The organism is Sphingomonas desiccabilis (assembly GCF_004135605.1).
GTDB classification, from domain to species: domain Bacteria; phylum Pseudomonadota; class Alphaproteobacteria; order Sphingomonadales; family Sphingomonadaceae; genus Sphingomonas; species Sphingomonas desiccabilis.
The window spans coordinates 1,545,286-1,559,737 of sequence record NZ_SDPT01000001.1; the positions used below are offsets into that span (position 1 = coordinate 1,545,286).

Annotated in this window: 12 protein-coding genes and 1 tRNA gene; 9 read left to right on the plus strand and 4 right to left on the minus strand. The window is 67.0% G+C overall.

Annotation, left to right across the window (positions count from 1 at the left end; all coding sequences use genetic code 11):
- Positions 1–8 precede the first annotated feature (8 nt).
- Positions 9–452, minus strand: a complete 444-nt coding sequence (locus EO081_RS07240; RefSeq protein WP_129341173.1) for a PAS domain-containing protein — start codon at positions 450–452, stop codon at positions 9–11.
- A 100-nt stretch (positions 453–552) separates the two neighbouring features.
- Positions 553–1,437 (minus strand): 4-hydroxy-tetrahydrodipicolinate synthase, encoded by an 885-nt coding sequence (gene dapA / locus EO081_RS07245; protein ID WP_129341174.1) that lies wholly within the window; start codon positions 1,435–1,437, stop codon positions 553–555.
- Positions 1,438–1,504: 67 nt separating this feature from the next.
- Between dapA and EO081_RS07250 the strand changes: the two genes are divergently transcribed.
- The 5 genes from EO081_RS07250 (at position 1,505) to EO081_RS07270 (ending at position 6,579) form a co-directional block, all read left to right on the plus strand.
- A complete protein-coding gene (locus tag EO081_RS07250) occupies positions 1,505–3,574 on the plus strand; it encodes a lytic transglycosylase domain-containing protein (protein ID WP_129341175.1) in 2,070 nt (689 codons plus the stop codon).
- Between the two features lie 11 nt (positions 3,575–3,585).
- Entirely contained in the window at positions 3,586–4,068 is a 483-nt protein-coding gene (gene greB / locus EO081_RS07255; protein ID WP_129341176.1) for a transcription elongation factor GreB, read from the plus strand.
- Between the two features lie 50 nt (positions 4,069–4,118).
- The gene (locus EO081_RS07260) at positions 4,119–4,352 is read left to right on the plus strand and encodes a hypothetical protein (protein WP_129341177.1); all 234 of its coding nucleotides are present in this window, start codon (positions 4,119–4,121) and stop codon (positions 4,350–4,352) included.
- A gap of 119 nt (positions 4,353–4,471) precedes the next feature.
- Complete coding sequence (locus tag EO081_RS07265; RefSeq protein ID WP_129341178.1) at positions 4,472–5,308, plus strand: NYN domain-containing protein; 837 nt, start codon at positions 4,472–4,474, stop codon at positions 5,306–5,308.
- Positions 5,309–5,346: 38 nt separating this feature from the next.
- Positions 5,347–6,579: a cytochrome P450 gene (locus EO081_RS07270; RefSeq protein WP_129341179.1), complete on the plus strand. Its 1,233-nt coding sequence runs from the start codon at positions 5,347–5,349 to the stop codon at positions 6,577–6,579.
- 6 nt (positions 6,580–6,585) lie between these two features.
- Here the strand turns inward: EO081_RS07270 and EO081_RS07275 are convergent, their stop codons facing one another.
- Both EO081_RS07275 and ettA read right to left on the minus strand, forming a co-directional pair.
- Positions 6,586–7,239 carry a peptidylprolyl isomerase gene (locus EO081_RS07275; protein ID WP_129341180.1) on the minus strand — a complete coding sequence of 218 codons (654 nt, stop codon included), beginning with the start codon at positions 7,237–7,239 and terminating at the stop codon, positions 6,586–6,588.
- 118 nt (positions 7,240–7,357) lie between these two features.
- On the minus strand, positions 7,358–9,037 hold the full coding sequence (gene ettA / locus EO081_RS07280) for an energy-dependent translational throttle protein EttA (RefSeq protein WP_129341181.1): 1,680 nt from the start codon (positions 9,035–9,037) through the stop codon (positions 7,358–7,360).
- Between the two features lie 174 nt (positions 9,038–9,211).
- On the opposite strand from ettA, the gene EO081_RS07285 reads away from it, so the two are divergent.
- From EO081_RS07285 to EO081_RS07300, 4 genes are all read left to right on the plus strand, one after another.
- Positions 9,212–10,597 carry a M20/M25/M40 family metallo-hydrolase gene (locus EO081_RS07285; RefSeq protein WP_129341182.1) on the plus strand — a complete coding sequence of 462 codons (1,386 nt, stop codon included), beginning with the start codon at positions 9,212–9,214 and terminating at the stop codon, positions 10,595–10,597.
- A 134-nt stretch (positions 10,598–10,731) separates the two neighbouring features.
- Entirely contained in the window at positions 10,732–10,980 is a 249-nt protein-coding gene (locus EO081_RS07290) for a hypothetical protein (RefSeq protein WP_129341183.1), read from the plus strand.
- A 308-nt stretch (positions 10,981–11,288) separates the two neighbouring features.
- Positions 11,289–11,365, plus strand: a tRNA-Pro gene (locus EO081_RS07295).
- 697 nt (positions 11,366–12,062) lie between these two features.
- Positions 12,063–14,336 carry a TonB-dependent receptor domain-containing protein gene (locus EO081_RS07300; RefSeq protein ID WP_129341184.1) on the plus strand — a complete coding sequence of 758 codons (2,274 nt, stop codon included), beginning with the start codon at positions 12,063–12,065 and terminating at the stop codon, positions 14,334–14,336.
- Positions 14,337–14,452: the final 116 nt, after the last annotated feature.

The following is a 14,452-nucleotide window of genomic DNA, read 5'->3' on the forward strand; positions in this document are numbered from 1 at the left end:
CTGCCCGCTCAGGCGGCGGGTGGTTGCGCCCGCATGCCCGCACTCTCCCGAAGCACGTCGATTTGAAGCGAAAGCCAATTGCGCACCGCGCCGGCGGTGTCGCGGATGGGTACGACGGTCCATCCGAGCACATATTCCTGGCGGCGTTTGTCGTAGTTCATGACCTCGCCTTCGAAGCAGCCCTGGCTCTCCAGTTCGCGCCGGAGCCGCTCCAGTTCCTCCCGGTCCGTGTCATAGCCCTGCAGCAGGCGGGGCGTGTTTCCGATCAGCTCCGCGCGCGAATAGCCGCATAGCCGCTCCAGCGCGGCATTGACGTAGACGATACGCGGACCCGGCACTGCAAGCGCCGCCTCGGTGATCAGGACCGCGTCTTCGCACTCGTCGAGCGTGTCGAAGAATGCCCCCGCCTCAATACGGCATGCATAGGCCGTCGCGCGCTGCAATCTGGACATCCCTGCGGGCTCCAGGAGAAGACGGCGTCATGCCGCCTTTCTCCGCCCGGAACAGTAGCTTGGAAGTGCCCCGTCTGAAAGCGGGTCGTGCGCCCGATCGTTACTGGATGAGCCCCGCGTGGGCCAAGGCCGCATCCACGGCCTTGCGGCTGGCCTCGGACGGGGGCGTCATCGGCAGGCGCATCTCGGCGGAAAAGCCGGGCCGCAGGCGGTTGAGCGCGTACTTGACCGGGCCGGGCGATGCATCGCTGAACAGCGCCGCGTGCAGCGGATAGAGCTGGTCCTGAAGGGTGAGCGCACGGCCATAGTCCCCTGCCAGGCACGCGTCCTGGAATTCCGCGCAGAGCGCCGGCGCCACGTTCGCGGTGACCGAGATGCACCCACGCCCGCCCATCGCCATGAAGGCGAGCGCCATGTCGTCGTTGCCCGACAGCTGGCAGAAGTCCGGTCCGCAGGCGGCACGCTGGGCGGAGACGCGCTGGATGGCGCCGGTCGCATCCTTGAGGCCCACGACGACTTCGGGGAACGCGGTCACGATCCGCGCCATCGTCTCGACCGCAATGTCGGTCACGGTGCGGCCCGGCACATTGTAGAGGACGATCGGCAGCCCGCCGTCGCGCGCCAGCACCTCGAAGTGGCGGAACACGCCCTCCTGGTTCGGGCGGTTGTAATAGGGCGGCACGAGCAGCGCCGCCGCGGCGCCGGCACCCTTCGCCGCGCGCACATGCTCCAGCGCCACCGCCGTGTCGTTCGACCCGCAACCGGCGATCACCGGCACGCGCCCCGCTGCCTGGTCGATGCAGACGCGGACCACGTGATTGTGCTCGGCAATGGTCATCGTCGCCGCTTCGCCGGTGGTGCCGCAGGGCACCAGGGCGGTGGAGCCGCTTTCGATCTGCCAGTCGATGTGCGCGCGGAAGGCTGCCTCGTCGAACGCACCGTCCGTGAACGGGGTGACCAGGGCCGGGATCGAGCCGGAGAACATGGGCGGGGAGGCTCCAAGCAACAGATGAGGAAGAATTGGCTGGCGACATAGGGCCGCCTTCCATATCATGTCCAGCATGCTCACCCCCTTGCTTTCGCACATCTTGAAGGGCGGGCTGATCGCGGCGGGAGTGACCGGCGCGTCGGTCGCCTCCGGCCCCATCCAGCACCGCGCCGCGTCGTTCCTCTACGGCCAGGCCCTGCCCCTGCCCCAGCAGCTTCCCGGCCAGTATCCCGCGAGCCAGCAGATGGTGCAGCCGGTCATGCAGCCAGTGGTGCCGAGCGATCCGATCGCCGCGCCGCTCGCCGAGTGGAAGCGGCTGCAGCAGTCGGACAACCTGCCCTTCACCGACTATGCTCGCTTCCTGCTCGCCCATCCGGGCTGGCCGGGCGAGACAAGCCGCCGCGCAGCAGCGGAGACGGCGCCGGGTGCGGGCGATCCGTCGCTGACGACCCGTTTCTTCGAGCGTTTCCCACCGCTGACCGCAGCCGGACGCCTCCGCCATGCCGAGGCGCTGATGGCGACGGGCCGCGTGGATGCAGCGCGGGAGGCGGCCCGCGCCGCCTGGCGAAGCGGCGTGCTCCGCGCGTCCGACGAGGCGCGGCTGACCAGCGGCTTCTCCAGCGCACTGACCCCGGCGGATCGCGAAGCGCGGCTCGACCGGCTGCTATGGGCGAACTCGACCACTGCGGCCGCGCGCGAACTTCCCTATGTCTCGCCCGCCAAGCAGGCGCTGTTCCGCGCTCGGCTCGCCTTCCGCACCAATGCGCCCGACGCGTCGATGCTGGCCGGCATGGTGACAGGGGCCGATCGCAACGATCCGGGCTTCATCGCGGATCGCGCCACCTGGCTGCGCAATTCCGGGCAGAGCCCCGCCGCACGCGCCTATCTCGCACAGCCGCGTACGCTCTCGGCGCTGCCGGGCAATGTGGAGAAATGGTACGAAGTGCTGCTCGCGAACGCGAGCGGCGCCGCGAACGACCGGCAATATGCGATGGCGTTCGACATCGCCCGCCAGATCGACGACGCCTATCCCGCCGGCACCGACGTTTCGGACAAGCCCTATGGCGAGCGGGACGACTATACGAGCCTGGCCTGGCTCGCCGGGCGTATCGCGCTCAAGAACCTCGGCCGCCCGGCAGACGCCGTCGGCATGTTCAGCCGCTACGGCAACGGATCGCGTACGCCGACCACTCGCGCCAAAGGCTTCTACTGGGCGGCACGCGCAGCCGAGGCCGCCGGCGACACGGTGACCGCGAACCGCTGGTACGAAAGCGCGGCGGCGCTGTCCGACGTCTACTATGGCCAGCTCGCGCTGGAGCGGCTTGGCCGCCCGCTGCGGGCACCCTCGGCCACGGCAGCGGTGGTGCCGGATCCGGCGACGCGGCAGGCATTCTATGGCCGCGAAGTGGTGCAGGCGGTGCAGTATCTCGGCCGCACCGGCGCCTACCAGGACCAGACGCTGTTCGTGCGCCAGATCGCCAATGCCGCTACCAGCGACACCGATCATGCGCTCGCTGCCGAGCTCTCCAAGAGGATCGGCCGACCCGACCTGGGGGTGATGGTCGGGCGCAGCGCGCTGATGAACGGCCACAGCGACTATACGGTCGCGGGGTATCCCTCGGTGCCGGTGCCTGCGACGCAGCAGAGCAACTTCACCATGATCCACGCGATCGCGCGGCAGGAAAGCCAGTTCGATCGCGCCGCGGTAAGCCATGCCGGCGCGCGCGGGTTGATGCAGTTGATGCCCGGCACCGCGCGCGAGGCGGCGACCAAGCTGGGGCTGAGCTACAGCAGCGATTCGCTCACCAGCGACACCGGCTACAACATCCAGCTGGGATCGAGCTATTTCCAGCGGATGCTCGACTATTACGGCGGCAGCTACCCGCTGGCGGTGGCGGCGTACAACGCCGGGCCGGGCAATGTGAACAAGTGGCTCGGCGCCTTCGGCGATCCTCGTACGGGTGCCGTGGACACGCTCGATTGGGTGGAATCGATCCCCTATACCGAGACCCGCAATTACGTGCAGCGCGTGCTGGAGAATGCGGTCGTCTATGACCTGCTAAACCCGCAGCACGCCCGCTCGCGCGGGCCGGCGAACCTGTCGTGGTACCTGGGCAAGAACCGGCCCGGCTGAGTTCCTTGCCCATGGATCGCCCGAACTACATCACGCCGGCCGGCTATTCGGCGTTGAAGGCGGAATATGACGCGCTGTTCGCGACCGAGCGGCCGAAGCTGGTGGAGACCATCTCCTGGGCCGCCGGCAACGGCGATCGTTCGGAGAACGGCGACTATATCTACGGTCGCAAGCGGCTGCGCGAGATCGACCGGCGGCTCGGCTGGCTCGCCAAGCGGATGAGGGCGGCCAAGGTCGTCGATCCCGCGCAGCAGCCGGACCGCAGCCGCGCCTGGTTCGGCGCCACCCTCACCATCGCGGACGAGGACGACAACCAGCGCGTGCTGACCTTGGTCGGCGACGACGAGGCGGAGGCCGCGAGCGGGCGGATCGGCTGGAACGCCCCCCTCGCCCGGGCCCTGCGCGGCGCCGCCGTGGGCGATCTGCGCCGCGTGATGCTGCCGGCGGGCGAGCGCGAATATGAGGTGATCGCCATCACCTATCCGGCCGGCTGACGGAACGCCCCTGCCCCTTCGTCGATTGATAGCGGCGAAGGAGAGCAACCATGGAAAATCCGCGCACCGAAAGTGCCCGCATCCACGACGACCGCGCCGTGATCGACGCGGCCGAGGATGCGCCCGCCACCGCAAGCAGCGCGGGCGGGAACCTGCAGCGTGACGTGGCCAGCCAGAACGAGGTGGCGCAGGCGCTCGATCCCGAAGCGCTCACCCGCCCCAAGAAGGACGACGCGATCCACAACGACCAGGCGCGCCGCAATCAGCGTGCGCCCGACGCCTGAGCATCGAAGGCGACAGCCTTCGCGAGTTCGTCGCGCGGACGGGCCCTCGCCACCAGCGGGGGCCCGTTTTCGGTTCTGCCCGCATCGCCAACGGTCGCCGGCTGCTCTAGGGAAACGCCATGGATCGCCCCTCCCCCCACCCGACCGCCCCCACGGGCAACGTCGCGCTGCTGATCGACGCCGACAACGCGTCTCACGCGTCGCTGGACTATGTGCTCACGGTCCTGGCGGAGCTAGGCACGGTCAACGTCCGGCGCATCTACGGCAACTGGCGCAAGCCCGCGCTGAAAGGCTGGGCCGACCTGACGCTGCGCTATGGCATCGAGCCGTTCCAGCAGTTCGACGTCACCAAGGGCAAGAACGCCACCGACATGAAGATGACGATCGACGCGATGGACCTGCTGTTCCGCGGGCGAATCACGGGCTTTGGCATCATGTCCTCCGACAGCGACTTCATGCCGCTGGCCCAGCGCATCCGGCAGGAGGGGGTACCGGTCTATGGCTTCGGCACCGACCGCACGCCCGAGGGCTTCCGCGAATCCTGCAGCCGCTTCATCGACGTCTCGCGCGCCCGCGCGTTGCAGAGCGAGGCGGAACCGGAGCCGGAACTGGTTCTGCCGCCTGCGATCGGCCGGACGCGCGAAGCGGCCAAGCCCGCTCCGGCCAGCACGACGGCGCCGGCAGGAAAGCCCGCGCCGGTGGAATCCGCGGCCGCCAACCAGAAGCGCAAGGTCGATGCTGCCCTCGTGAAGCTGCTGGTGGACGCCTATGCGCAGTCCCGCCAAGACGCGCAGAAGTTCGCCAGCCTATCGGAAGTGGGGCAGCGCGCCGGAAACCGCTCAAGCTTCGATACCCGCAACTACGGCTTTGCGCGTCTTTCCGACCTGATCGAGCAGGTGCCGAACTTCCAGGTCGAGCGGCGGGACAACGGGGTGTTCGTGAAGCGGGTGCGCTGATCGGGGAACGCTCCGGCGGCTCCGGCGCTTCTGTCGGGATGGAGCTTCCCCGGGATCCCGCACTCGACAGCACACGCGCCTTCTTTTCCGAAGGATATGACTGGATCGGCAACCGCTGCCGGGCACTCGGAAGCGACGTGTTCCGCGCCCGCATCCTGCTCCGGCCGGTCGTGTGCATGATGGGCGAAGAGGCGGCGCGCCGCTTCTACGATGGGGATAGCTTCACCCGCGCCGGCGCCATGCCGCAGACGACGCTTCGCCAGTTGCAGGACAAGGGCAGCGTGCAGGCCCTGGACGGCGCAGCGCACCGCCATCGCAAGCAGCTGTTTCTGTCGATGATGGTCGGCGATCCGGCCGAGGCCCTGGCGGACGCCTTCGAGCGCCGCTGGCATGCCGACTTGCCTCGCTGGCAAGGACGCGCGGAGGTGCGGATGCACGAGGCGTTCGGGCGATTGCTGTGCGGCGCCGCCTGCGATTGGCTGGGCGTTCCGGTGGAGAACGATGCGCTGCGCCGCCGTACCCGCGAGATGCTGGCGATGATCGGTGGCGCCGGCAGCGTCGGCCCCCGCGCCTGGCGGGGCCTGGCACTGCGCCGGGGTGCCGAGCACTGGGCCCGCGAGGTGGTGAGGCATGTACGCGACGGGACGCTGGCGGTCAGGAAGGACACGCCGATCGCGCGCCTCGCCGGCTTCCGCGACCTCGACGGCGAACTGCTGGACCTGCGCACCGCGGGCGTGGAACTGCTCAACATCGTGCGGCCGACGGTCGCCGTTTCCCGCTTCCTGTGCTTCGCCACGCTCGCGCTCCACCGGCAGCGGGGCGCTGCAGCCTTTGTGAAGGATCGCGAACCCGCGCGGCTACAGGCCTTCGCGCAGGAGGTGCGGCGCTTCTACCCGTTCTTTCCGGTCATTGGTGGCCGCGTCCGGACGCCCTTCCGGTTCCGCGGCCACGCGTTCGGCCGGGGCGACTGGGTGTTGCTGGGGCTGCACGCCACCAACCACGATCCGCGACTATGGGAGGCACCGGAAGCGTTCCGCCCGGAACGCTTCCTCGATCGGGAGCCCGGCGCTTTCGCCCTGGTTCCGCAAGGCGCCGGAGCCCATGCGGACGATCACCGCTGCCCCGGCGAGTGGATCACCCTTGCGCTGCTGCGGCGATTGGTGCCGCTCCTGCTCGCCACCGAACACCGCCTCCCGCCGCAGGACCTGAGCATCCCCCACAACCGGTTCCCGACGCTTCCGCGCAGGGGGCTCCGGCTGGGCTTCGCCTGATCGGCTCTAGCGGCGGACGTTCAGCAGCCAGGGCTTGCTCAACCCCGTCGGCCGGGGAACCCCGTCTAGTCGCTGCGCCCGCAGGATCTGCACGGGCTTGACGATCATCTGTCCCTTCATCGCCTCGCGTCCGCAGCAGGTCGGCAGCGCCAGGATCTTGCGGACGATGTCCATTCCGCTCACCACACGCCCGAAGGCTGCGTAGCCGCGATAGCTGCCGCGCGCGTCCAGCGACGGGTTCGGCCCCACCATGATCGAGAAATTGCCCGTGGCCGAATCCGGGTTGGCGGCGTGCGCCATCGAAACGACGCCATCGAGGTGGCGGATGCCGGTCTTGTCGGTGGCCTCCAGCACGACAGGGCTCAAGGTCCGGCGCGCGTCCGTCCCGACGCCGCCTTGGATGAACCCCTGCTTCGGATTGCCCTTCCGCGGCGCGGAACGATAGAATTTCGTTCCGTCGAGCCGGCCGTCGTCGACGTATTTCAGGAAATTCGCGGTGGTCTTCGGAGCGCGTTTCCCGTCCAGCGCCAGAACGATAGGCCCGGCCGAAGTGACCAGGCGCACGCGCACGGTACCGGGCGCCGGCGTCGCCTGTGGCAGTGCTGGGGTGGCGAGGAAGAGCAGCGGAGCGGCGAAAGCGAGGCCAAGAATCGAACGCATAGGCCTCCCTAACGCCTGATCGCCGGGTTTGGGACCCGCTGACCGCGCCGTGAAGGCAATAGAAAGGGGCGGGCGGCACCTGGCCCCCGCCCCTCCCGGATGTTCGAAAAAGACGCGATCAGCGCGTCAGCTTCTTGTACGCAAGGCTCGTCGGACGATCGGCGGCGTCGCCCAGGCGACGGCGCTTGTCTTCCTCATAGGCTTCGAAGTTGCCCTCGAACCATTCGACGTGGCTGTTGCCCTCGAATGCCAGGATATGGGTCGCGAGACGGTCGAGAAAGAAGCGATCGTGGCTGATGACCACGGCGCAGCCCGCGAAATTCTCGATCGCCTCTTCCAGCGCGCCCAGCGTTTCCACGTCGAGGTCGTTGGTCGGTTCGTCGAGCAGCAGCACGTTGCCGCCCTTCTTGAGCATCTTGGCGATGTGGACGCGGTTGCGCTCACCGCCCGACAGCTTGCCGACGTTCTTCTGCTGGTCCTGGCCCTTGAAGTTGAACGCGCCGACATAGGCGCGGGTCGACATGTCGTGGCCGTTGACCTTCACATAGTCGAGCCCGTCGGAGATCTCCTCCCAGACGTTCTTCTTCTGGTCGAGGTGATCGCGGCTCTGGTCGACATAGCCGAGGCGCACGGTGGTGCCGATGTCGATCTCGCCCGAATCCGGCTGTTCCTGACCGGTCAGCAGCTTGAACAGCGTCGACTTGCCGGCACCGTTCGGGCCGATCACGCCGACGATGCCGCCGGGAGGAAGCGAGAAGTCCAGGTTCTCGAACAGCAGCTTGTCGCCATAGGACTTGGTCAGGCCCTTGGCCTCGATGACCTTGCCGCCCAGCCGCTCGGGCACCTGGATGACGATCTGCGCGCCGCTCGGCTTGCGGGTGTCCTGCGAGGCGACCAGCTGCTCGAACTTGGCGATACGAGCCTTGGATTTGGTCTGGCGGGCCTTGGCGCCCTGCCGGATCCACTCCAGCTCGTCCTTGATTGCCTTCTGGCGGCCGGAAGCCTCGCGGTCCTCCTGCTCCAGGCGCTTCGCCTTCTTTTCCAGATAGGTCGAATAGTTGCCCTCGTACGGGAAGTACTTGCCGCGGTCGATCTCGAGGATCCAACCCACCACATTGTCCAGGAAGTAGCGATCGTGGGTGATCATCAGGACCGCCCCCGCATATTCCTTCAGGTGGTTTTCCAGCCACTTCACGCTTTCGGCATCGAGGTGGTTGGTCGGCTCGTCGAGCAGCAGGATCGACGGCTTCTGGATCAGCAGGCGGGTGAGCGCGATGCGGCGCTTCTCACCGCCGGACAGGTTCTCGACCGGCCAGTCGGACGGCGGGCAGCGCAGGGCCTCCATCGCCACCTCGAGCTGGTTGTCGAGCGTCCAGCCATCGACCGCGTCGATCTTTTCCTGGAGCGTGCCCATCTCTTCCATCAGGGCGTCGAAGTCGGTGTCGTCCTTCGGGTCGCCCATCTCGGCCGAGATCGCGTTGAAGCGATCGACCATGTCGGCCACCTCGCGCGCGCCATCCTTGACGTTCTCCAGCACCGTCTTGGAGGTGTCGAGCTGCGGCTCCTGCTCCAGATAGCCGACGGTGATGTTCTCGCCCGGCCAGGCTTCGCCGGTGAAGTCCTTGTCGACGCCGGCCATGATCTTCATCAGGGTCGACTTGCCGGCGCCGTTCGGGCCGACGATGCCGATCTTGGCACCCTGGTAGAACTGCAGGTTGATATTGGACAGCACCGGCTTCTGCGCGCCGGGGAAGGTTTTCGTCATGTCCTTCATGACGAAGGCGTATTGGGCGGCCACAGGGGTCTCCAAGAAAGCGGGTCTACAGGTCTGGGATTTTCGCACCGGGACATAGCGATCCGAGGCGCGATTGGCAACGCGGGGCCCGGCGGCTTGCGCCCGACGGTACTGCACCGCATCATGCGCAATTGGGGGGCGTCGGGCTCCCCATGCCACTCCCATGACGGAACGCCCATGCCGCTCAAGCCTGCCCTTCTGCTCGCCGCCCTTACCCTGCCATTGCCTGCGATGGCGCAGATGTCCCCCGCCCAGGTCGCGAAGCTCCGCGATGCCGCGCTGAAGGACGAGATCGCCTGGGACATCACCGAGGGACTCACCACCGAGATCGGGCCGCGCCTCGCAGGCACCGATGACGAGGCCAGGGCGCGCACCTGGGCCGTGGCCAAGCTCAAGGCGCTGGGCTTCAGCAACGTGCGCGTCGAACCCTATCAGATGCCGGTCTGGGTGCGCGGCGAGGAGAAGGCGTCGATCATCGCCCCCTTCCCCCAGCAGCTCCAACTCGCCGCGCTCGGCAATTCCGGCGCGACCTCGGCGGAAGGCCTGGAAGCGGAAGTGGTCTACTTCCCGACCCTCGCCGACCTGGAAGCAGCACCCGCCGCACGCGTCGCGGGCAAGATCGCCTTTGTCAGCCATGCGATGCACGCGGCGCAGGACGGGTCGAGCTACGGCCCGTTCGGCCAGGTCCGCCGCGCCGGCCCGGCGATCGCCTCGCGCAAGGGCGCGGCCGCGATCCTGATCCGCTCGATCGGCACCGACTATCATCGCAACGCGCACACCGGCGTGACCACCTTCCCCGAAGGCGTGGCGCCGATCCCGGCGGCCGCGCTTTCGCTCCCCGACGCCGAACAGCTGGAGCGCGTGCTCGAACGCGGCAAGCCCGTCCGCGTGAAGCTGCTGCTCACCCCGCGGCAGATCGGCACGCGCGAGTCCGGCAACGTCATTGCCGAAGTTCCCGGTCGCGATCCCAAGGCGGGCGTCGTGCTGATCGGCGGCCATCTCGACAGCTGGGACCAGGGCACCGGCGCGATCGACGATGCGAGCGGCGTTGCGATCACCGCTGCGGCCGCCAAGCGCATCATGGCAGCCGGCCGGCCGCGGCGCACCATCCGCGTCGTGTGGTTCGGTGCCGAGGAGGTCGGCGGCTTCGGCGGCACCGCCTATGCCAAGGCGCACGCGGGCGAGCGGCACGCGCTGGCGGCCGAATCGGATTTCGGCGCCGATCGGGTGTGGAAGTTCGACACCGCCCTTCCCGCCAGCGCAGCCGCGATCGCCGACCGGCTGCAGACGGCACTCGCACCGCTCGGCATCACCCGCGGAAATGCGGTGGCGGGCGACGGCACCGATATCGCACCGACGCTCGCCCTGGGTGTCGCCGCGGTAGACCTGACGCAGGACGGCACCCGCTACTTCGACTACCACCACACGCCGGACGACACGCTGGACAAGATCGATCGTGCGCAGTTGCAGCAGAATGTCGCTGCCTGGACGGCGATGCTGGCGGTAGTGGCCGACGCGCCGGAGGAGATCGGGGCCGTTCCCCGCCCTGCTGCGGGCCACTGATTGCCACAACAATGCCGCGATGATGACACGCGGATGAATTTGCGGGATTGACGCCGCAGACGCGAACGTTATTGCGGCAGCCTCGCGACGGCGACGGGCCGGCCGCGAACTTTGGATTGCTTGGGAGCACCCGAATGAAGAAGATCGTTCTTGTCGCTGCTGCCGCCGGCCTGCTGTCGCTCACGGCCTGCGGTTCGAACACTCCGGCTGAAAACGCGGCTGACGCGCAGGCGGACAACCTCGAGATGATGGCCGACAACATGGAAGACATGGCCGACAACGCCACCACCGAGGGTTCGGAAGCCGCTCTCGAGAACCAGGCTGACAACCTGCACGAGGCAGCCGACAACGTCGAGGACGCGGGCGCAACCAACGCCATGTGATCCGACGCCCGTCCGGTTCATCCGGACGGACCGGTTAGAAGGGGCGTCCCGGCAACGGGGCGCCCTTTTCTTTTGCCTGCGCGGGGGAGAGGTTGCGCGTACCACCGATCCGCCGCCCATTCCTTTCGCGCTCTGACGCTTCACCGCTCGGACGCACGGGCCGGCGAAGCCTCCGCGATCCCACGACACCGTCCGAGGCCGTTTCGGGAGCCGTCGCGTGCGTGCCTGCCGCCTTCTGCCTTATATTGCCGCGGGCGATATTGCCGCTTGCCCCGGTGCAGGGGGTCAGCCTAAGGGCAAGGCCGCGTCGGGGAGTGGCGCAGTCTGGTAGCGCGCCTGCTTTGGGAGCAGGATGTCGCAGGTTCGAATCCTGTCTCCCCGACCATTCGCATCTAAGTCTCTGATTTCGCTTCTTAACGACGGCGATCAGGGACGGTCGCACCCCCGACTGTACCGCTCGCTGTACCCCATAGGGTGGCGGAATGGGCTTTTCGAACGTGGCGTTGCGCGGCAGCAGCTACTGGTGGCGGAAGAAATTGACGGTCGCGGGCATGCGATTAACGCTGGCGTTACCGATCGGCGGGATGAGCTTCAAAGACGCGCGGGTTATCGCTTCTACGGCGGAAGCATTGCGCATGGGATATGGCGAATGTGTGACGCTACATCCATCCGTAGGCGAGCTGACCCGTCGCGGAACACTTACGTCCGCACACCATCTTGGAGGGCCGCTATCGCTACATGCTGCTCCAAGAGCCGACAGTCCGCGACCAGCCCAGAAGCCGCTGGGCCGTTTCCGGATGGAGCTGCCGGGCAGAAATGCGCCTTCATCCCGGTCATTCGGCAGCGTCGAGTTGCTGCCTGGAAGCTGTCACGCTGGCATTGGGCTACGCGATCCTGGAAGGTGAACATCCGGGCGTCCTACGCGCAGCTCCGCTGCAACGCCTGTGCTTGGGCATGTGGGCCGAGCCGACCAACCAGGTCCGCGACACATCAACGTTCCGCCCCATTCCAGACTTTGCACGTTGACGATATGGTATATCATTTCGTACTCGCCGCTGCGAATGAGGGCGGAGTACAAGACTATGCGTTTTCCCACTAACCGCGGCGCAGCGGCGCTGCTGGCCACAGCCGCTTTGGTGCTTGCGCCGTCAGTGGCTTGGGGCCAGTCAGAGTCCGGCGCGCAAGATGAGGACGATCGGCAACGGCGCGGGCGGGACGGTTCGAGTGACATCGTGGTCACCGGGCGCTCGCTCAAGACCGAAGAGGGCGCCCTGCCGGTTCAAGTGCTTGAAGGCGATGCGCTCGTCCACCGGCGGCAGGGCGGTCTGGGCGAGACGCTCGCCGGCCTTCCCGGCATTCACCTCGATAATTTCGGCGGCGGCGCCTCGCGTCCGGTGATCCGCGGCCAAACCTTGCCACGCATCGAAGTGCTGAGCGACGGCGCCAATCTGTTCGACGTGTCTTCGGTCTCACCCGACCACGCGATCACCACCGATCCGTTGCTGCTCGACGCGATCGAAATCCAGCGCGGTCCCTCCGCCATCCGCTATGGCGGCAACGCCACCAACGGCGCGATCAACCTGATCGACAGCAAGGTGCCCAAGTCGGTTCCGGTCGGCGGCGTCAGCGGGGCAACCGAGGTTCGCTACGGCACCGGCGACGAGGAAAAGACGGTGGTCGGCCGCATAACCGCGGGTGTCGGCCAGTTCGCGCTTCATGCCGAAGGTGCGCGCCGCGCGGCAGAGGATTACGACGTGCCGGACGCCTATGGGTCGGACCGATTGCGTGACTCCTTTGCCGAGAGCACCAGCTATGCCGTCGGCGCTTCTTGGGTCACATCGAAGGGCTATATCGGCGCTGCCTATTCGCGAATGGAAAGCGAATATGGGCTTCCCGGCCACAGCCATCGAAACGCTGTCTGCCACACCCATGGCCTCGACCTCCATTGCGCAGCGCATGGCAGCTTTGAAGACCCGTTCGGCGGGCCGGACGATCACACCGCCGCGATCAGGCTGCGCAGCGACCGGGTGGATGTCCGTGCAGATTATACGGACCTGCTGCCGGGGTTCTCCGACGCCCGGCTGCGTCTTTCCTATACCGATTATGCGCATGACGAGATCGATGGCGATCTCCTGTTCACGCGCTTCACGAATGAGGTCTGGGACGGGCGCCTGGAGCTGACCCACAAGCCGGTTCTTGGCTTCACCGGCACGCTTGGCGTGCAATATACCGACGGCAGGTTCGGCGGGATCAACGTCAACGACCTCCACAAGCCCTTCCCTGAGGGTGCCTATGGCTTCGACGGGAACCCCGACTTCCTGACCGAGAATGTGGGAATCTTCTTCACCGAGCGCCGCTCGTTCGGCGCGCTCGATATCGAGGCAGCCGTGCGCAAGGACTGGCGCAGGATCGACGTGACGGTGCCGACTTGGCGCTCCACGCTGAGCCCGGAGGTCGAGGCCCTGTTCGTCGAATGGTATGGAACCGAGTGGAAGAACATCCTTGAAGGCGAGGACGTCGACGCGTTCCGGGCGCGGAATCCAACTGTGCGGCACAATCCGTTCTCGGCGTCGCTGGGCGCTACCTGGAATGTGGGGCAAGGTTATGCGCTGGCGCTTTCTCTCGGGCATACCGAACGTGCCCCAAGCGTGCGCGAACTCTACGCGCGCGGCAACAATCTGGCCACCAACAGCTACGAACTGGGGCTCGCCGTCGGCAATCCGATCCTGGGAGAGGCCGGCCTCTCCGCAGAAGATGTCCTGGAGAAAACCGATGCCATCAACCTGACGTTCCGCAGAGCGGGTGGCCCGCTCGAATTCGAGGTCGGTCTCTTCTACCAGAGCGTGGATGATTATGTGTTTGCACGCTTGCAGGAGACGGAAACCGAGACCGGCATACCGCACAATTTCCTCATCTACACCGCGGCGGATGCGCGTTTCGCCGGGATCGACGGCCAAGTGAGCTACGCCTTCGACCCATCGTCGCGCCTCACGCTGTTCGGCGACTATGTCGACGCCGACCTCAAGCGCCAGGACGACAATCTGCCGCGCATCCCGCCCGGGCGTCTCGGCGCGCGTTATGACGTTTCGACAGGCGCTGTGTCGGGCGACGTGGAATACTATCGCACCTTCGCGCAGGATAAGCTGGCTGCCTACGAGACGCGCACGCCGGGTTATGACATGCTCAATGCCACGCTCAGCTACCGCCTCGACCTTGGGCAGACCAAAGGGGTGGAACTATATGTGCGCGGCACCAACCTGCTCAACGAGCTGGCTTTTGCGCACACTTCATTCGTGAAGGACCAGTCACCGCTACGCGGTCGCAGCCTTGCGATCGGCATGCGGCACTCGTTTTGAGTTTCGGCGCCGGCGTGCATCTGCACGCCGGCGCTTCCAATTGCATCCTCCACCCGGGAGGCGACGCGCCATGGGCATGCTCGCAGGAACGCGAGCGATCGAACATGGACCTCTGC